Raw genomic sequence first — 17,574 nt, 5'->3', positions numbered from 1 at the left:
CGCCGACGCCGTCGTGGTCTTCCCCGCCCCCATCGAGGAACCCACCACCACGAACGTGCCCAGCTCCGGCTGCGCCGGCACCGGCGGCGCCATCGCGTAATCATCCAGCGACAACGGCCGACCGGACCGATCGGCCAACAATCCGAGCACCTCCAACACCGTGGGCTCACGGCGCCGTGCGTGCGCCGAAGCCACCCGCCCGACCACACCGCCCGCGGTCAACAGGTGTGCCTCGGTCCCCGTCGGCAGATACCCCTCGTAGTAGTCGGTCGCATACCGGTTACCGAACGCTCCCGCCACCACATCCTCCGAATACAACCGAACTCGCCGGCCATGCGTGTTCTCCACATGGTCATGAGCCCCCAACTCCACCACCCTGGTCAGCACCAGGTCCCCCAAGCGTGGCTCACGGTCAAGACTTGCCAGTCCCACCCCCCCGCGATCCACCACCCCGCGGGTGACATAACTCCACTTGATTTTCGAAAGCTGTTGCATTGCTGCCCCTCCAGCAGGTGCTCGGACTAAATCTCTACCCTCACGCATTTGCCGTTTTGTGCTGCCACGAAGCTTTCGAGGGGCCACCATGCGGAAGTCGCCAAACATGTAACGGAACTGCCGCGACCGGCGACACATCGCGCATTTCGGCGTATCCGCCGCTACATCAACTGTCGCCGGATCGGGGCAATGCTCCAGATCGCGGATCATCTCGTCGCCGGTCCCAACTGCTCCGGAGACGGTGTCGTGCCCGGTCTCCCGGATCATGTGCTCGACGCGCTGCTCGGTAGGGCGGCAGCACCGGGAGGGTCCCCGGTCCTGACGACGTCCCATACTTGCCCGCCTCTGGTCGACGTGCAAGCCCTTGGCTGAAATGTAAAATCGTGCTTTTTCACCCGCCGTATGTGAATTCGGTGATTTCTCGCTGTGCGGGCGTACACCGGCATCGACCGCCCGTTGGTTGGCGGAGCGTCGGACCTGACTCGCCGAACGGATTGCCCCGCACAGTGGCGTCAGGGACAGCTGAAAGTAGCAGACAGGACATATTTAGGTAAGAGATCGTCCCGAAATTCGCTGCTTTCGACCTCGGATGCGAGCGGCAAGGAGCGTGAACCAAACTTCCGTGCCGAGTGGCCTGTCTTGCGTCAAGTTGTTCGGTCTGGGTCTACCGAGTTGGGCGAGAGGCCAGTCGTAGCGGTGACGTTCAGGCTTCGGTCATCCAGGTCGCTGATCGCCGGTTCCGCGCCCGAAACAGGCCTCCAGCCTCGATCCTTCGTAACGGCCGTACGGCGCGGCGGCGGTCCAATGGATGTTTGCTCTGCTCGTCGTCCTGGTCATCCATCAGACCACTCGGGCGGGGTATCACGCACTGGCGCCCTTGCCGGACGACCCGCCCGGATGTCCACCAGCTGCCCCGGATCGTCTCGGTGATCCCGACCCGCGCTGGTGACGGCCGCCCCGATGATCACGGCCTCGAAGGCCGCGTCGAAGGCCGGCTTCACCCCACCAGGTCGAACCGCAGCGTGTGCTGCCACGCCTCGTGCGACCCGGTCCCTGCGCTTGCCTCCCAGAGCTGACCCCAGCACAGCAGCAGCTTCGACAGCCGGTGCGGCGCCCGCATCAGATCGTCGCGCGCGTCCCACGGCCCGGACAGCCGGGTTCCAGCCGCTCGATCACCGGGGGACTCAGCGATGATCGAGAGACAGCGCGCCGGGTGCGCGAGTGCGTTATCGGGCATTCTGGCGACGGGGGACCCTCAGTGCCGTAGGATCCGCAGGATCCGGGCGAGGGACGTGCGATCGGCCTCGTCGAGGCGGTCGAAGAATTCCTCGGCCTCGGCGGCCCGCGCCGCGCGGATCCCGGCGGCCACCTTCTCGCCGCGGCTGGTGAGTGCGACGAGGGTGGCGCGGCGGTCGTCGGGGTCGGGCCGTCGCTCGACCAAGCGGCCCTTCTCCAACGCGTCGACCACCTCGGTCGCGGAGCGCGGGACGATGCGCAGGTACTCGGAGAGGGCGCCGAGCCGCATCGGCCCGTGTCGGGTCAGGACGCCGAGCGCGCGAGCCTGCGACGGGGTGATGTCCCACGGTGCCAGCGCGCGCAGGGTCTGGTGTCGCAACTGTCGCGCCACTCCGCGGAACGACTCGGCGAGCGACTCCTCGGGCTCCTCGCGCACCGGATCATCCTACCAACAGGTATCGTTGTTGCCTCATGTTGAGGCTGCCTCAGCAAGCTCGACGAAATGGGGGGCGAGCTTGGGACCCGATATCTCGACCGACAAGCTGCGCCGTGCCGGGCGGCACACTGTCACCGCTGCGGAAAAGGCGCAGGCACATGACGTCTCCCTGCGCCGCGTCGCGCGGCTGTTCATTCCGCACCGCTGGTCCATCGCCACGGTCACCGCCATCATCGTCGTGTCGTCCGTCGTCGCGATGGCCTCGCCGTTCCTGCTGCGCGCTGTCATCGACAACGCCCTGCCGCACCAGAACCTGACCCTCCTGGTCTGGCTGGTCATCGGCATGGTGGCCGTCGCCGCCGTGACCGCGGCCATGGGCGTGGTCCAGACCTGGATCTCGACGAGCATCGGCCAGAAGGTCATGCACCGGCTGCGCACGGACGTCTTCGCCCATCTGCAGCGTCAGTCGATCGCCTTCTTCACCCGCACCCGCACGGGCGAGGTGCAGTCGCGAATCACCAACGACATCGGCGGCATGCAGACGGTCGTCACCTCGACGGCCACCTCGCTCGCCTCGAATTTCACCACCGTCGTCGCGACCCTGGTCGCCATGCTCGCCCTGAGCTGGCAGTTGACGCTGATCTCGCTGCTGGTGCTGCCGCCGTCGATCTGGCTGGCCCGTCGCGTGGCGCGGATGCGGCGCGAGCTCACCGCGGCCCGACAGCGCGAACTGGCCGAGCTGAACGTCGTCATCGAGGAGGGGCTCTCGATCAGCGGGGTGCACCTCTCGAAGACGATGGGCACCGGGCCCGCACTGGTGGAGCGGTTCACCACCTCTTCGCAGCGACTGGTCGATCTCGAGCTACGCGCCAGGCTCGCCGGGCGGTGGCGGATGGCCGCCACCACCGTCATCTTCGCCGCGATCCCGGCGATCATCTACCTCAGCGCCGGCCTGCCGTTCACCGCCGGGACGATGACGATCGGCACACTCGTCGCCTTCACCTCGCTGCAGGCGGGACTGTTCCGGCCGATCATGGGCCTGCTCGACGTCGGGGTGTCGCTGGTCAGCTCGCTGGCACTGTTCGCACGGATCTTCGAGTACCGCGACCTGCTGGTGGAGGTCGACGACCCGGCCTCACCTGTGGACATCGATCCGGCCCGGGTCGAGGGACACGTCCGCGCCGCGGACGTCACCTTCGCCTATCCCGGCAGCCACACCGCCGCCGTCGCCGGGATCACCCTGGACGTGCCCGCGGGCTCCACCCTCGCGCTGGTGGGGGAGACCGGTTCGGGCAAGAGCACGCTCGCCGCTCTGATCGCGCGGCTCCACGATCCCGACGCCGGGCGCATCACCGTCGACGGCATCGACCTGCGGGACATGCGCCTGGCCGACCTCGCGCGGATCGTCGGCGTCGTCAGCCAGGAGACCTACCTGCTACACAGCACCGTCCGGGAGAACCTGCGCTACGCCCGGCCCGACGCCACGGACGCCGAGATCGAGGCGGCGGCGCGGGCCGCGCAGATCCACGACCTGATCGCGGGTCTGCCGGACGGCTACGACACGGTCGTCGGCTCCCGCGGCCACCGCTTCTCCGGCGGGGAGAAGCAGCGCATCGCGATCGCGCGGACCCTGCTGCGCGACCCTCGGGTACTGGTCCTCGACGAGGCGACCAGCGCACTCGACACCGAAACCGAACGTGCCGTGCAGCATGCCCTCGACGAGCTCAGCCGCGGCCGGACGACGATCACCATCGCCCACCGGCTCTCCACGGTGCGGGGGGCCGATCAGATCGTCGTGATCGACCACGGCCGGATCGTCGAGTCGGGCACCCACGACGACCTCGTGGCTCGGCACGGCCGCTACGCCAGCCTGGCTGCCTATGGCCAGACGGGTGGGCCGGCCACGGAGACGGCGCTTCACCGCCTTGGCCACAGGGACTCACGGACCCGCCCGGCATGAACGGTGGGCGCTCACCCAGGGTGGGCCGCACGGCCGGCAGGGCTCACCGCGGTGCCCGCGGGTAGTCCTGGTGCAGTGGTGACGGGGTAGCGAGCTGAGGATCTTGGTCTCCCGTCCGGGGGTTGGTTGTGCGGCGGGGACTGCGATCTGACCAGGTCGGGGGCCAGGGCGCCTTGTTCGGTGAAGATCTGGGCGCCCTCGAAGGCGAAGGTGTTCCAACTGGTCGGGCATGATGGCCGGTTGCTCCTCGCGCTCGCGGGGGTGGTCCCACCGTGTCCACCGCGACCACGTCGCCGACGGGTTGTCGCCGCCGGGCGTCGCGCCGATCGTGGATCATCTGCTCCGGCCACGCCAGGATGGCGCCATGGCCTCCGACCCCCTCGCCGTGATCACCCGGTACTACGACGGCTGCAGCGCCGGCGACGTCGACCTCATGCTCACCACGCTGCATCCCGACGTCGTGCACTACTTCCTCGCCCCCAACGTCGGCTCCGCACCGGTGGTGGGGGCAGAGCACCTGGCGCGGTACTGGCGCAAGGTGGCGCGGATGATCGAGGCCCGCTGGGTCGTCGACCACTGCCTGGCCGGTGCGGACGAGGCCGTGATCGAGTGGACGATGTTCTGGCGGCCGGACGGGTCGGGTGACCGGGTCGCGACCCGCGGCTCCGAGTGGTTCACCTTCACCGGCGGCCTGATCCGCGAGATCCGGTCCTACTACCAGCAGCGTCCGGCGACGACCGAACTCGACGGCTTCCCCTACGGCGAGCGCGGCTACTCGACCGCGGCGGCCGAACACAGCAGGGCGCACCCGGAGCCGGACCTCACGCGGTGAGTTCCGGCCGGGCTCCGAGCCGCCGCAACCACTCGCCGGGCGCGGTCGTACCGCCACCGCTCCGAGAACGGACGTCTCGGTGTCCGTCGCTGGCGTCGAGATACCTGCCGTAGCGTCGACACAACAGAGCACCGCATCGCCGGAGAAGCGACCGGCTCGTCCTTTCCGGTGCAAAGGCCACGCAGAACAGGCCCAAAGTGCGGCGCCGGGACATCGGGATCCCGGTCACATGCCCGGGCGCCCGCAGATCCACGGACCGCCGGACCGGCGCAATGGGACGGCCACGTGATTGTCCGATCGGTGCGCGGCGGTTCCCCGCAGGAGCGGGAACACGATGAGGCCCGGGCTCCCCGGCCGGCCCGGGATCTGGGACCGGGGACGGCTTCGTGATCGAGCCGGGGCCGGTACGTCGAAGCAGGTCAGCCGTTCGGGGGCTGCGCGGGCCTGCCCGGTGGACCGGCCGAGGGTGTGCGAACGGTTGCGGGTAATGGGGCGCGCGGGGCGTACCGAGAGTCGATGCGTCAATTCCGGCATTACCGGGGCGGGGTGCCTGCCGATACGACCTATAAAGCATCCCCGCGCGTAAACGGCCGGCGTCTTGGTGGTAAGTCGTATCCACATCACAGCAACGCGGCTTGACACTTCCTTCGGGAGCCGGAGAATTGTCGACGTCCCCTGTCAAGCCCTACTGGATGGAAGTGCCCTGTGGCGCAGCACGTGCGTGTGGTTCTTGTCGACGACCTCGACGGGTCCGAGGCGTCGGACACGGTTTCGTTCGGCCTCGACGGACAGCAGTACGAGATGGACCTGTCGGACGCCAACGCTGCCCAGCTCCGCGAGGCCCTCGCCCCCTTCGTCGCCGCAGCGCGACGGAGCAGCGGCGGCCGGCGCCGTTCCGCCGCTCCTCGCTCGCGCCGCCCCGTGGCCGATCGTGATCAGTCTGCCGCCGTCAGGGAGTGGGCCCGCCAGAACGGCCACAAGGTCTCCGGGCGCGGCCGCATTCCCAACGCCGTGGTTCGGGCGTTCGAGGAGCGTGACGCCGCTGCGGAGCCCGTCGCCGAGGCCCCCAAGAAGCGCAAGCCGGTGCTGAAGATCGCCGACCCCTTCAACCCGGAGCAGGAAGCGAGCTGACCGCCGGGCGGGCGGTGGGGCCAGGGCACCACCCCCGTGCCGCGCAACTGCTGACATGGGGGAGCCCCGGCCTCCTGGCTGGAAGAGGGGCCGGGGCTCCGTTCGGAGGGAGGCCGCCTGCGTTCAGCCCACCAGGAGGGTCTGTACGAGGGCGGCCACTTGCTCGATCAGGTCGACAACCATGTTGGAAACGCTACGGGCCGTTTCCGGCACTGGAGGGTGAAGAGCGTCGCCCACAAGCGGGGAACGCTCTGTCACAAGCACGCGCTGACCAGGCGGTACTGCAAGTCGTAGGTCGATGCGCTAGACGCCATCACGGTTCACCTCGGTGCGTGAGTGTGCCGTTCGCGGCCACGGACGGCGTGCGGGCTGCCACGAGGGCCGAGGAACACCGGCCGGCTCCGACGGATACGGCCGCCTCCGGATGCCGCGCTGCGGGAATGGCGCGGCGCCAGCACGATGTTTCGCAGAGGGAGAGGTGGACGAACCCGGAGCGGGGGAGCGATGAGCGACCGATCGATCCGGCAGCGACCGCTGCACCTGGCCGTGGAGGTGTCGGGCGCCGGCCTGCACCCCGGGGCCTGGCGGCGCCCGGAGGCTCCCGGTGCCGGGGTGTTCGAGGCCGGCTACCACATCGGTCTGGCCGAGACCGCTGCGCGCGGGCACCTCGACTTCCTCGCGGTGAGCGATTCCTTCGGCCCGCCCGGGGCCGACCCGTCGGCACTGCGCGGGTCGCTCGACGCCGTGGCGGTGGCGGCCCGGGTGGCCCCGGTCGTGCCGGGCATCGGGCTCGTCCCGACCGCGACGGTGACCCACACCGAGCCGTTCCACCTGTCCAAGGCGATCGCGACGCTGGATTTCGTGTCGTCCGGCCGGGCGGGCTGGGAGCCGGCGGTGTCGCGGACCCAGGCGGAGGCCGACCTGTTCGGCCGCAAGAACAGCGCTGCGCCTACCGTCCTCTGGCGCGAGGCCGCCGAGGCGATCGAGGTCGTCGTCCGGCTCTGGGACTCCTGGGAGGACGACGCCGAGATCCGCGACGTCGCGACCGGCCGGTTCATCGACCGCGACAAGCTGCACTACATCGACTTCTCCGGCGAGTTCTTCTCCGTGAAGGGCCCGTCGATCACTCCGCGGTCGCCGCAGGCGCACCCGCTGATCGTGTTGCGGGGCGACGAGCCGGAGGCCCTCGCCGTCGGGGCGCGGTGGGCCGACGTGGTGCGGATCGTCGCACCGTCGGTGGCCGCTGCGGCCGGGGCCCGTCGCCGCGTCCGGGCGGCCGTCGCCGACGCCGGCCGCGATCCCGACGTCGTGGCGGTGCTGCTCGACGTCGAGGTACTGCTCTCCGACAACGCCGACGCGGCCCGGCGCGACCTCGCCGAGCTGGACGGCTGGGCCGGCGAGCTCCCGCCGTCGACCCTGCGGGTAATCGGCACTCCCGCCGAACTCGCCGACACCCTCGCCGACGCGTACGCCGCCGGCGCGGCCGACGGCTTCACCGCCGTCCCGCTCGCGCTGCCCGGCGGGCTCGCGGCCATCGCCGACGGGGTGGTGCCGCTGCTGACCGAACGCGGCCTGTTCCGCGCCGGTTACGACGAGGGCGCCACGCTGCGCGGGCGTTTCGGGCTGGCGCGGCCGGCGAACCCCTACGCGCAGGGAGCGAGCGCATGAGCAAGAAGCAGGTCCATCTCGCGGCACACTTCCCGGGCGTCAACAACACCACCGTGTGGAGCGACCCGCAGTCGGGGAGCCAGACGGACTTCTCCTCCTTCGTCCATTTCGCCCGGACGGCCGAGCGCGGGCTGTTCGACTTCCTGTTCCTCGCCGAGGGGCTGCGGTTGCGCGAGCACCGCGGACAGATCCACGACCTCGACGTCGTCGGGCGGCCGGACACCTTCACCGTGCTGGGCGCGCTCGCCGCGGTGACCACGCACCTGGGGCTCGGCGGGACGATCAACACGACGTTCAACGAGCCCTACGAGCTGGCTCGCCAGTTCGCCTCGCTCGACCACCTCTCCGGCGGGCGTGCGGCGTGGAACCTGGTGACCAGCTCGGACGCGTTCACCGGCGAGAACTTCCGCCGCGGCGGGTTCCTCCGGCCGGAGGAACGTTACGAGCGGGCGGGGGAGATCCTCGCCGCGGCGAAGGAACTGTGGCTGAGCTGGGCCGACGACGCGATCGTCGACGACCGCGGGCGCGGGGTCTTCGCCCGCGACGTTCCGGTCGTCGAGCACCGCGGGGAGCAGTTCTCCTTCCGCGGCCGGTTCGGTGTCCCGCGCAGCCCCCAGGGGCATCCGGTGCTGATCCAGTCCGGCGATTCCGACCAGGGCCGCGAGTTCGGGGCCGCGACCGCCGACGCGATCTTCTCCCGGCACAGCACGATCGAGGCCGGGCAGGCTTTCTACCGGGACGTGAAGGACCGGCTCCCGCGCTACGGCCGGACCGACCGGGATCTGACGATCCTGCCTGCCGCCACGTTCATCCTGGGCGACACCGAAGCGGACGCGGCCGAACGCGCGGAGCATGTGCGGCGCCAGCAGGTGGGCCCGCAGACCGCGATCGCGTTCCTGGAGCAGGTGTGGGGCCGCGATCTCTCGGCCTACGACCCGGACGGGCCGCTGCCCGACGTCGACCCGGACCCCGAAGGCGTGTCGATCACCCGCGGCCGGGTGCGGCACGAGAAGGACACGCTGGCCGTCGCGAAGCAGTGGCGCGAGCTGGCCGAGGCCAAGGGCGGCCTGTCGATCCGTGAGCTGATCATCGAGACGACCGCGCGCCAGTCGTTCGTCGGGACGGCGAAGCAGGTCGCGGCGCAGATCGACGAGGCGGTGCAGGCCGACGCCAGTGACGGGTTCATCCTCATCCCGCACCTGGTACCGGGCGGGCTCGACGAGTTCGTCGAGACGGTGATCCCGGAACTGCAGGACCGCGGCGCCTACCGCACCGCCTACACCGGGACGACGCTGCGCGACCACCTCGGTCTGGCCCGCCCGACCTCCGCTCACGTACCGAGCCCCACCGCCAGGGCCTCCTGACCCCGCGAGGGCCCACCGGCCGGCTCGCGCTCCTGCGAACGACCCCTACCCGCCGCACGTAGAGAGCCCGACTCACGCTCCCCTGGACCCCGACTCGCGCGTCTGATCACCCCGACTCGCGGGCGTGGAGAGCCCGACTCGCGGGCCGTGCCGACGGTCGATCGGGCCTCAGCGCAGCGAGAGGTGGACGTCGGCCCGGGCGTCGTGCAGCGCCCGCAGTTCGGCGACCTGCCGCTCCCGGTCGCGGTCGGTGGGCAGGAGCCCGGCGAACGGTGCGGCGGGCCGGAACTGCTCCGGCCGGAAGCGACGGCGGCCGGAGCGGTGGGCGCGTACGGCGATGAACGCCAGGACGGCGATCAGCGTGAGGACGAGGATCGATGCGGTCATGGCAGGAAGTCTTCGCTCATCGAGTTCCTGCCAACAGGCGGCTGGAAGTCATGCTTCGCAAAGATCCTGCCACTACGCTGAGGGCATGCTGTCCAGCGTCGCCGTGCTCGCCTTCGACGAGCTGTCGGTCTTCGAGTTCGGGGTGCTGTGCGAGGTGTTCGGCCTCGACCGCACCGACGACGGGATCGCGAAGTTCGACTTCCGGGTCTGTGGACAGCGGGGAGCGGGTGAACCGCTCAGCACCAGCGGCGGGGTGCAGATCGTCCCCGAGCACGGGCTCGGGGGACTGCAGGGCGCCGACCTCGTGGCCGTTCCCGCCACCCGGTTGCGCGAGTTCCCGGAGCCGGCCCTCGAAGCGTTGCGCGCGGCCGCGGCCGCCGGGGCCACCCTGCTCACGGTGTGTTCCGGGGTTTTCGTGCTCGGCGCGGCCGGGCTGCTGGACGGCCGCCGGTGCACCGCGCACTGGAAGAGTGTCGACGAACTGCGGGAGCGCTACCCGCTCGCCGAGGTGGACCCCGACGTGCTGTTCGTCGACGACGGCAACATCATCACGAGCGCCGGCACCGCCGCCGGGATCGATGCCTGCCTGCACCTGGTGCGCCGCGAGCTCGGCAGCACCGTGGTCAACGTGATCGCCCGGCGCATGGTGGTGCCGCCGCAGCGCGAGGGCGGGCAGCGCCAGTTCGTCGCCCAGCCGGTCCCGCCGAGGTCGACCGACTCGCTGGCCCCGGTGCTGGACTGGATGCTCGAGCACCTCGCGGTCGAGCACACGGTGGCCGGTCTGGCGCGGCGGGCGCGGATGTCGCAGCGCAGCTTCGCGCGGCGGTTCGTCGCCGAGACCGGGACGACGCCGCACCGCTGGCTCACCCTGCAGCGGGTGCTGTACGCACAGCGGTTGCTGGAGGACACCGAGCTGAGCGTCGACGCGGTCGCCGAGCGCTGCGGTTTCGGGGGTGCGGCGCTGCTGCGCCACCACTTCCGGCACCTGGTCGGCGTCGCCCCCATCGACTACCGCCGGACCTTCCGCACCTGTGGGCCCGGTGCCGGGGCCGCCCGGCTCGACGCCGCCGGAGCCTGAGCCGGCGTGCTCGTCGACCGGAGCACGTGACCGATCCCACGTCGCCGCCGGTCCGGTCGGGGGCCGGCGTGGCCGAGGATGACCGGATGGAGCAGGACAGGGCTGTGCGCACCCCGATGGGCAGGGCCGCCGCCGACGGATCGCCCGCCCATCCGTCCGACGGGTCCCGGCCGGCTGCCCTGACCGCGCTGCGCGAGCGGCTGGCCGTCGCCCCCGTCGAGCGTGGGGTGGGCACCGCGGCGACCGCGCTGTCCCCGGGACGGGTCCGGCTGGAGGTCCCGCTGCGGCCCGATCTCGTCGGGGCCGACGGCACCGTCAACGCCGCCGTGCTGACCACGACGGCGGACTGTGCGATCGGGATGAGCGTGCACAGCAGCGTCCCGGGCTCTCGGGGCGGTCCGACCGTCGAACTGCGGCTGGACCACGTCGGGCCGGTGGGCGCCGGGGCGCGGACGCTGATCGTGGACGGGTCGGTCGTCCACTCCGACACCCGCACGGGGGCGGGCCGTGCCGTGCTCACCGACGACACCGGTGTCCTCGTCGCGCACGCCGTGGGCACGATGGCCGTCGACCCGCTGCGCGAGGGCGTTCCGGCGCTGGGCGACGCCGCTGCCCCCGGCGGCGGGGAGGCGTTCGACCCGGTCGGCCTCGCCGCGCTGGCCGGTGCTGATCCGGATGGCGATCCCGCGGAGCTGCGCATGACCGTCCGCGGGTCGATGTCGAACCTGCGCGGGAAGGTGCACGGTGGGGTGCTGATGGGCTTCGCGCATGTGGCGCAGGACCGGTTCCAGGCCGCTCACGGGGTGGCGGTGCGCCGGGTCTCGTGCACCGTCGACTACCTGCGCCCGGTGCCGCTCGACGCCGGTGAGCTGGTGTGCCGGTCGGAGTTCGTGCGGCGGGGGCGCCGCTTCTGGACCGTCCGCACGACGGTGTCGCGCTCCGACGGGAAGCCGGTGGCGCTGGCCGCCGGGACGGGCGTGCTGCTCGCCCCGTGACGCCCCGGCCGGCCGCACGCCCGTGCGCGATCACGAGCGGGATCACGAACGGCGTAATGATCTGGCTGTTTCGGACCGTTCTCCCGCGGGGCCATAATCGGGGCGTAGAGATCTGACGCGCTCCACCACCACCACGGACCGGCGCCGCAAGGAGATCGAATGACGCCCCTTCAGCCACGTGTGGCGGTGATCGGGGCCGGTCCTTCCGGGCTCTACGCCGCCGCGTCCCTGCTCGCTTCCGGTTACGACGACGCCGGTATCAGCGTCGACGTGCTCGACCGCCTGCCCGCGCCCTACGGTCTGGTCCGCTACGGCGTGGCCCCGGACCACGTGAAGATGAAGTCCGTGATCCGGGTGCTGCAGAAGCCCTTCGATCCGGCCGAGGTGCACTTCCTGGGCAACGTGCCGGTGGCCCGTGACGGGGCCGGGTCGCCCGGGGTCCCGCTCGAGGTGCTGCGCGAGCACTACACCGCCGTCGTGCACGCCACCGGCAGCTCGGTGGACCGGGACCTGGGCATCCCCGGCGAGGAACTGGCCGGCAGCCTCGGATCCGGCGCGTTCGTGAGCTGGTACTGCGGGCACCCCGATTTCACCGAGCTCGACCCGCCGCTCGACCACCCCGGCGTGGCCGTCGTCGGCGCGGGCAACGTCGCGCTGGACGTGGCCCGGGTGCTGGCGAAGAGCCACGCCGAGATGGCCGCGACCGATGTCCCGGACCGGGTGCTGGACGCGCTGACGCACAGCCGGGTGCTCGACGTGCACGTGCTCATCCGGCGTGGGCCGCAGCACGTCCGGTTCACCCCGGCGGAGCTGCGCCAGATCGGCGAGCTCGCCAACGCCGAGGTCGTGGTGCACGACGACGGGCTCCTCGCCTCGGGCGTCGAGGACCCCCACGGCGACCGCCGGCAGCGGCAGAACCTCGAGATGCTCACCGGGTGGGCGGCCGGCGGGGGTTCCGAGGGCGGGACCAAGCCGCGGCGCATCCACCTGCGTTTCCTGCGCAGCCCCGTCCGGCTGCTGGGGGAGAACGGGCGGGTGTCCGGCGTCGTCGTCGAACGCAACCGGATCGACGCCGACGGGCGGGTGGCCGGTACCGGCGAGGAGGAGATCCTCGACGTCGGCCTGGTCGTCCGCGCGATCGGATACTCCGCGGAGCCCGTCCCCGGGCTGCCCTTCGACGAGCGCTCCGGCACCGTGCCCAACGTCGGCGGCCGGGTCGTGCGTGACGGTGTGCCGGTGCCCGGCGCCTACGTCACCGGCTGGATCAAGCGCGGCCCGACCGGTGTGATCGGCACGAACAAGGCCGACGCGGCGGAGACCGTCGCCGCGCTCCTCGAGGACCTCCCGGGGCTGCCGGCACCGGCGCACCCCGACCGGGAGTCACTTCTGGAGGCGCTGGCCGAGCACGGCGTGCGGCCGGTCGACTGGTCCGACTGGCTGCGGCTGGACGCCGAGGAGATGCGGCTCGGCTCGGCGCGCGGGGCCGACCGGGTCAAGGTCGCCGAGCTGGCGGCGATGCTGGCGGCGTGCCGCGCCGAGGCGCCGGTGCGCTGACCTGCTCCGGCGTGCCCGGACCCCGGGTCGACCGCACCGGACGCGAGGTTCAGCAGGGGTCGACCGAGACCACGGAGGAGATCGAGAGCACGCGGTCGGCGAAGGCCTGCGCCTCGCTCGCCGTCATCGAGATGGTGCAGCTCAGTGAGCTGTAGATGACGCCCTCGCGCACGTCGGCGGAGAAGTCGCGGACGTGGTAGCCGCTGCTCTGCAGCAGGGCCGCGACCCGCAGGACGCCGTCCATGCCGCCCGAGGTGACGACCGTGTGCCGGCGGTGGATCCGCGAGGCGATGTCGGAGAACGTGCCGTGGGTGGCGTCGGCGGTCAGGCTCATGATCAGGCTCCAGGGGTCCGCGGGGGAGGGAACCCGAGCCAGGTCTCGGCGGGAGGAGCCGCACGGAGCGGCGGGGGAATGCGCGCGGGCAGCCTGGCTCAGCCGACGCGCGAGGCTACTACCTCGGCGCGCGGAGCGAGGGGCTCGACGATGCGCACGGCGGAGACATTACCAACACCGGCTACCCGGCGGTAGCCGGGGCGGGCACGCGGGAACGGACCACGACTACGATGCAACGGTTGAATTTCTTCGCCTGTTTCACCGACGGGTCGTCGTGGCGGCGCGCGATCGCAGGAAGGGCGCTCGATGGCTGCAGAGCCCAGTGAGGTCAGGTCGACGGCTGCGCCGTCCACCCCGGTCGGCCGGCAGATGCGTGTACCGAAGATGGCCGAACTGGTCGCCGGTCACCTGCGCCGGCAGATCGTCCGGGGTGAGCTGACCGAGGGCGAGGCGCTCCCGTCGGAGGCCGCGCTGATGGAGCAGTTCCAGGTGTCCCGGCCGACGCTGCGCGAGGCGTTCCGGGTACTCGAGTCGGAGTCGTTGATCAGCGTGCGCCGCGGCGCGCACGGCGGGGCCCGCGTGCAACTGCCCGACGCCGACGTCGCCGCCCGCTACGCCGGTCTCGTCCTCGAGCACCGGGGCACCACCCTGGAGGACGTCTACGAGGCCCGGATCGTCATCGAGCCGCCGAGCGTCGCCCTGCTCGCCGGTCGGCGCAGCGCCGCCGACCTGGATCGGCTGCGCGCGGCTCTCGCCGAGCACGAGGCCGTGATCGAGGATTCGGCGCGCTCGGTCCGGGCGCACACGACCTTCCACCACCTGCTCACCGAACTCACCGGCAACCAGACGCTCACGGTGCTCGTGGGCATGCTCGAGCACCTCATCGACCTGGCCACCCTCTCGCACGTCGAGTCCGACCGCGCCGCCCCGGCTTTCGACCGGGCCAGCCGCAAGGGTCTCGCCGCGCACCGCCGCGTCGTCGACCTCATCGAGGCGAAGGACGCGGCCGGCGCCGAGCAGCTGTGGCGCAAACACCTGACCGAGGCGCGCGACTACCTGCTGCGCGCCGACGTCAAGACCGTGCTCGACCTGCTGGGCTAGCCGCCCGTCGTCTCCGGAGAGGGAGTAGATCGTCGTATGTCGCAGCTGAGTGGCTCGGTCGTGATCGTGACCGGTGGTGGCCGGGGGATCGGGGAGGCGATCTGCACCGAGGTGGCCGCCCAGGGCGCCGACGTCGCGGTGGCCGACCTCGACGAGGAGCGGGCCACCACGGTGGCCGCCGGCCTCGTCGCCAAGCACGGGGTGCGCGCGATCGGGGTCGGGGTCGACGTCGCGAACCCCGCCGCCGTGACGGCCGCCGTGGCCACGGTCGAGACCGAGCTCGGCCCGATCACGGGGATCGTGAACAACGCCGGGATCGACGTCATCGGCCGGTTCGTCGACTCCGACCCGCAGACCTGGGACCGGCTCATCGACGTCAACCTCAAGGGCACCATCCAGTTCACCCGCGCCGTGCTGGACGGGATGATCTCCCGGTCCGCGGGCCGCATCGTCAACGTCGCCTCCGACGCCGGCCGGGTCGGCTCGTCCGGCGAGGTCGTCTACTCGGCGACGAAGGGCGGGGTGATCGCCTTCTCCAAGGCGCTGGCCCGGGAGGTGGCCAAGGACCAGATCACCGTCAACGCCGTGTGCCCCGGTCCCACCGACACCGCGCTGCTCGGCCAGGTCGCCGAGGTCAGCCAGAAGCTCTACGACGGTCTGGCGCGCGCCGTCCCGATGCGCCGGATCGGGCAGCCGGGCGACATCGCGCCGGCCGTGGCGTTCCTGCTCTCCCCGGGCGCGGGCTACATCACCGGGCAGACGCTGTCGGTGTCCGGCGGCCTGACGATGGCCTGATCCCGGCCGGTTGGTCTCGACCGCCCGGACCCTGCCGGGCGGAGTGCACGGAGGCACCGCATGGACTTCACCTTCAGCGCCGAGCAGATCGAGCTCGGTGCCGTGGTGCGGTCGTTCCTCGACGACCACGCGCCCGAGAGCGAGGTGCGCCGGCTGATGGCGGACGAGCGGGGCTGGGACCCGGCGATCTGGGCCCGGCTGGCCACCGAGATCGGCCTGCAGGGTCTGGCCGTCCCGGAGCTCTACGGCGGCGCCGGGTTCGGCCCGCTCGAGCTCGGCGTGGCGTTCGAGGAGATGGGCCGGGCGTTGCTGTGCGCGCCGTTCCTGTCCTCGATCGGGCTCGCGGCGACGGCGCTGCTCGCGAGCGGGGACGAGGGAGCCTGCAAGGAGTACCTACCGGCCATCGCCGCCGGCGAGACCGTCGCCACGCTCGCGCTGAACGAGGACTCCGGCTCCTGGACCGAGCCGGCGGTCACCACCCGCGCCGATCGCGGCGCCGGTGGCTGGCGGCTGTCGGGCGACAAGACCTACGTGCTCGACGGGCACACCGCCGGGCTGCTGCTCGTCGTCGCCCGCTCGCGCGCCGGCACCGGGGTGTTCGCGGTGGACGTCTGCGCTGCCGCGCCCGGAGTCACCCGGACCGCGCTGCCGACCCTGGACCAGACCCGGAAGCAGGCCCGCATCGAGCTGCGTGACGCCCCTGCGCGACTGATCGGCGAGGACGGCGCCGGCTGGGCCGCGGTGGAGCAGGCCCTGCGCGTCGGCGCGGTGCTGCTGGCCGCCGAGCAGGTCGGCGGGGCGAGCCGGGTGCTCGACATGGCGGTGCGGTACGCCAAGGACCGCCACCAGTTCGGCCGCCCGATCGGCTCGTTCCAGGCGATCAAGCACAAGTGCGCCGACATGGTGCTGCAGCTCGAGGCCGCCCGCTCCGCCGCGTACCACGCGCTGTGGGCCGCCGCCTCGGACGTCTCCGGTGGTTCCGGCACCGCGGAGCTCCCGGTCGCGGCGAGCCTGGCCAAGGTCTACTGCTCGGAGGCCTACACGTTCTGCGCCGGCGAGAACGTGCAGATCCACGGCGGCATCGGGTTCACCTGGGAACACCCCGCGCACCTGTACCTCAAGCGCGCCAAGAGCTCCGAGACGCTGCTGGGCTCGCCCGCGTTCCACCGCGAGCGGCTCGCGACCCTGGTGGGCATCTGACGGCCCCTGCGGCCCAGGCGGCCTACGGTGCGGGGCGCGGTTCCCGGGGTAGGCCCAGGACCGTTTCGGCGATGATGTTGCGCTGCACCTCCGAGGTGCCGGCGTAGATCGTCCCGGCGCGGGCGTTGAGGTAGCTGCCGATCCAGGAACCGGTCGTGTTGCGCGCGCCGGGATCGTCGGTCCGGAACCCGCGCAGCGGTGCTCGTCCGGTGATCACCTGAGCGCGCATCCCGGCCAGGTCGAGGGCCAGGTCGGTGGCGCGGCGGTGGTACTCGCTCCAGTACAGCTTGGAGATCGACGATTCGGGGCCCGGCCCCCGGCCCGCGAGCCAGCCGGTGAGCACCCGGTAGCCCAGGAAGCGCATGATCTCGACCTCGACGAAGGCCTGCGCGAGCCGCTGGCGGACCACCGGGTCGCCCTCGAGGCCCTGGTCCCGGGCCAGTTCGACGAGCCGGTCGAACTCGGCGCGGAACAGGATCGGATTCGTGGCCGCCTCCTCGCCACGCTCGTAGCCGAGCAGGGTCTGGGCGACCTTCCAGCCGCTGTTCACGGGCCCGACCACGTTGTGCAGCGAGGTCCGCACGTCGTCGAGGAAGACCTCGTTGAACTCGCTCTCGCCGGTCGCCGAGCGGATCGGACGGACCTGCAGACCGGGCTGGTCCATCGGCACGAGCAGGAACGAGATGCCGCGGTGCTTGGGCGCGGCGGGATCGGTCCGGGCCAGCACGAAGATCCAGTTCGCCCGCTGTGCCTGTGAGGTCCACACCTTCTGGCCGTTGATCACCCAGTCGTCGCCGTCGATGACGGCGCGGGTGGACAGCCCCGCCAGGTCCGAGCCGGCGCCCGGCTCGGAGTAGCCCTGGCACCAGCGGTCCTCGCCGGACAGGATCCGCGGCAGGTGGTGGCGCTTCTGCTCCTCGGAACCCCACACCAGCAGGGTGTTGCCGACCATCTTGATGCCGAAGGTGTCGTTGTGCCCGCCCGCCGGCACCCCCGCCCGGGCGAGTT

16 protein-coding genes and 1 pseudogene are annotated in these 17,574 nt (G+C 71.7%); 11 read left to right on the top strand and 6 right to left on the bottom strand.

The genetic code is table 11. From position 1 onward, the window contains the following. The 3 genes and pseudogenes from HF519_RS24650 to HF519_RS24640 all read right to left on the bottom strand — a co-directional run. Positions 1-495, bottom strand: a pseudogene (locus HF519_RS24650) (DUF1611 domain-containing protein); the annotation flags it as partial. A gap of 997 nt (positions 496-1,492) precedes the next feature. Next, on the bottom strand, positions 1,493-1,732 hold the full coding sequence (locus HF519_RS24645; protein WP_169415380.1) for a hypothetical protein: 240 nt from the start codon (positions 1,730-1,732) through the stop codon (positions 1,493-1,495). Positions 1,733-1,750: 18 nt separating this feature from the next. Next, the gene (locus tag HF519_RS24640) at positions 1,751-2,167 is read right to left on the bottom strand and encodes a MarR family winged helix-turn-helix transcriptional regulator (RefSeq protein WP_169415379.1); all 417 of its coding nucleotides are present in this window, start codon (positions 2,165-2,167) and stop codon (positions 1,751-1,753) included. Positions 2,168-2,246: 79 nt separating this feature from the next. On the opposite strand from HF519_RS24640, the gene HF519_RS24635 reads away from it, so the two are divergent. From HF519_RS24635 to HF519_RS24615, 5 genes are all read left to right on the top strand, one after another. Further along, a complete protein-coding gene (locus HF519_RS24635; RefSeq protein ID WP_211170527.1) occupies positions 2,247-4,127 on the top strand; it encodes an ABC transporter ATP-binding protein in 1,881 nt (626 codons plus the stop codon). Positions 4,128-4,491: 364 nt separating this feature from the next. Further along, positions 4,492-4,959: a nuclear transport factor 2 family protein gene (locus HF519_RS24630; RefSeq protein ID WP_169415378.1), complete on the top strand. Its 468-nt coding sequence runs from the start codon at positions 4,492-4,494 to the stop codon at positions 4,957-4,959. A gap of 705 nt (positions 4,960-5,664) precedes the next feature. Then, positions 5,665-6,090, top strand: a complete 426-nt coding sequence (locus HF519_RS24625; protein ID WP_169415377.1) for a histone-like nucleoid-structuring protein Lsr2 — start codon at positions 5,665-5,667, stop codon at positions 6,088-6,090. A 504-nt stretch (positions 6,091-6,594) separates the two neighbouring features. Then, entirely contained in the window at positions 6,595-7,758 is a 1,164-nt protein-coding gene (locus HF519_RS24620) for an LLM class flavin-dependent oxidoreductase (protein ID WP_169415376.1), read from the top strand. After that, positions 7,755-9,122, top strand: coding sequence for an NtaA/DmoA family FMN-dependent monooxygenase (locus HF519_RS24615; RefSeq protein WP_169415375.1), 1,368 nt, complete (start codon positions 7,755-7,757; stop codon positions 9,120-9,122). Before HF519_RS24620 ends, HF519_RS24615 begins: the two co-directional genes overlap by 4 nt. A 168-nt stretch (positions 9,123-9,290) precedes the next feature. Here the strand turns inward: HF519_RS24615 and HF519_RS24610 are convergent, their stop codons facing one another. Further along, entirely contained in the window at positions 9,291-9,509 is a 219-nt protein-coding gene (locus HF519_RS24610; RefSeq protein WP_169415374.1) for a hypothetical protein, read from the bottom strand. A gap of 85 nt (positions 9,510-9,594) precedes the next feature. Here HF519_RS24610 and HF519_RS24605 point away from each other — a divergent pair, with 85 nt between their 5' ends. The 3 genes from HF519_RS24605 to HF519_RS24595 all read left to right on the top strand — a co-directional run bounded on the left by HF519_RS24605 (position 9,595) and on the right by HF519_RS24595 (position 13,136). Next, a complete protein-coding gene (locus tag HF519_RS24605; protein ID WP_169415373.1) occupies positions 9,595-10,587 on the top strand; it encodes a helix-turn-helix domain-containing protein in 993 nt (330 codons plus the stop codon). An 86-nt stretch (positions 10,588-10,673) separates the two neighbouring features. Continuing rightward, positions 10,674-11,582, top strand: coding sequence for a PaaI family thioesterase (locus tag HF519_RS24600; protein ID WP_169415372.1), 909 nt, complete (start codon positions 10,674-10,676; stop codon positions 11,580-11,582). A 159-nt stretch (positions 11,583-11,741) separates the two neighbouring features. Further along, positions 11,742-13,136: an FAD-dependent oxidoreductase gene (locus tag HF519_RS24595; RefSeq protein ID WP_169415371.1), complete on the top strand. Its 1,395-nt coding sequence runs from the start codon at positions 11,742-11,744 to the stop codon at positions 13,134-13,136. A gap of 49 nt (positions 13,137-13,185) precedes the next feature. Here HF519_RS24595 and HF519_RS24590 read toward each other — a convergent pair whose 3' ends face one another. Then, a complete protein-coding gene (locus HF519_RS24590) occupies positions 13,186-13,470 on the bottom strand; it encodes a hypothetical protein (protein WP_169415370.1) in 285 nt (94 codons plus the stop codon). A gap of 306 nt (positions 13,471-13,776) precedes the next feature. Here HF519_RS24590 and HF519_RS24585 point away from each other — a divergent pair, with 306 nt between their 5' ends. Genes HF519_RS24585 through HF519_RS24575 form a run of 3 tightly spaced genes read left to right on the top strand, consistent with a single transcriptional unit; the run spans position 13,777 to position 16,566 of the window. Beyond that, positions 13,777-14,571 carry a FadR/GntR family transcriptional regulator gene (locus HF519_RS24585; RefSeq protein ID WP_246245096.1) on the top strand — a complete coding sequence of 265 codons (795 nt, stop codon included), beginning with the start codon at positions 13,777-13,779 and terminating at the stop codon, positions 14,569-14,571. Positions 14,572-14,607: 36 nt separating this feature from the next. Next, complete coding sequence (locus HF519_RS24580) at positions 14,608-15,366, top strand: SDR family NAD(P)-dependent oxidoreductase (RefSeq protein WP_169415369.1); 759 nt, start codon at positions 14,608-14,610, stop codon at positions 15,364-15,366. 60 nt (positions 15,367-15,426) lie between these two features. Then, positions 15,427-16,566, top strand: a complete 1,140-nt coding sequence (locus HF519_RS24575) for an acyl-CoA dehydrogenase family protein (RefSeq protein ID WP_169415368.1) — start codon at positions 15,427-15,429, stop codon at positions 16,564-16,566. Positions 16,567-16,588: 22 nt separating this feature from the next. Here HF519_RS24575 and HF519_RS24570 read toward each other — a convergent pair. Continuing rightward, on the bottom strand, positions 16,589-17,574 hold a 986-nt coding region (locus HF519_RS24570), incomplete at its 5' end, for an acyl-CoA dehydrogenase family protein (protein WP_169415367.1).

It is taken from the genome of Pseudonocardia bannensis (assembly GCF_012911875.1).
GTDB lineage: Bacteria > Actinomycetota > Actinomycetes > Mycobacteriales > Pseudonocardiaceae > Pseudonocardia > Pseudonocardia bannensis.
Note: the sequence above shows the minus strand (reverse complement) of the source record. Positions and strands in the feature narration are given on the sequence as shown.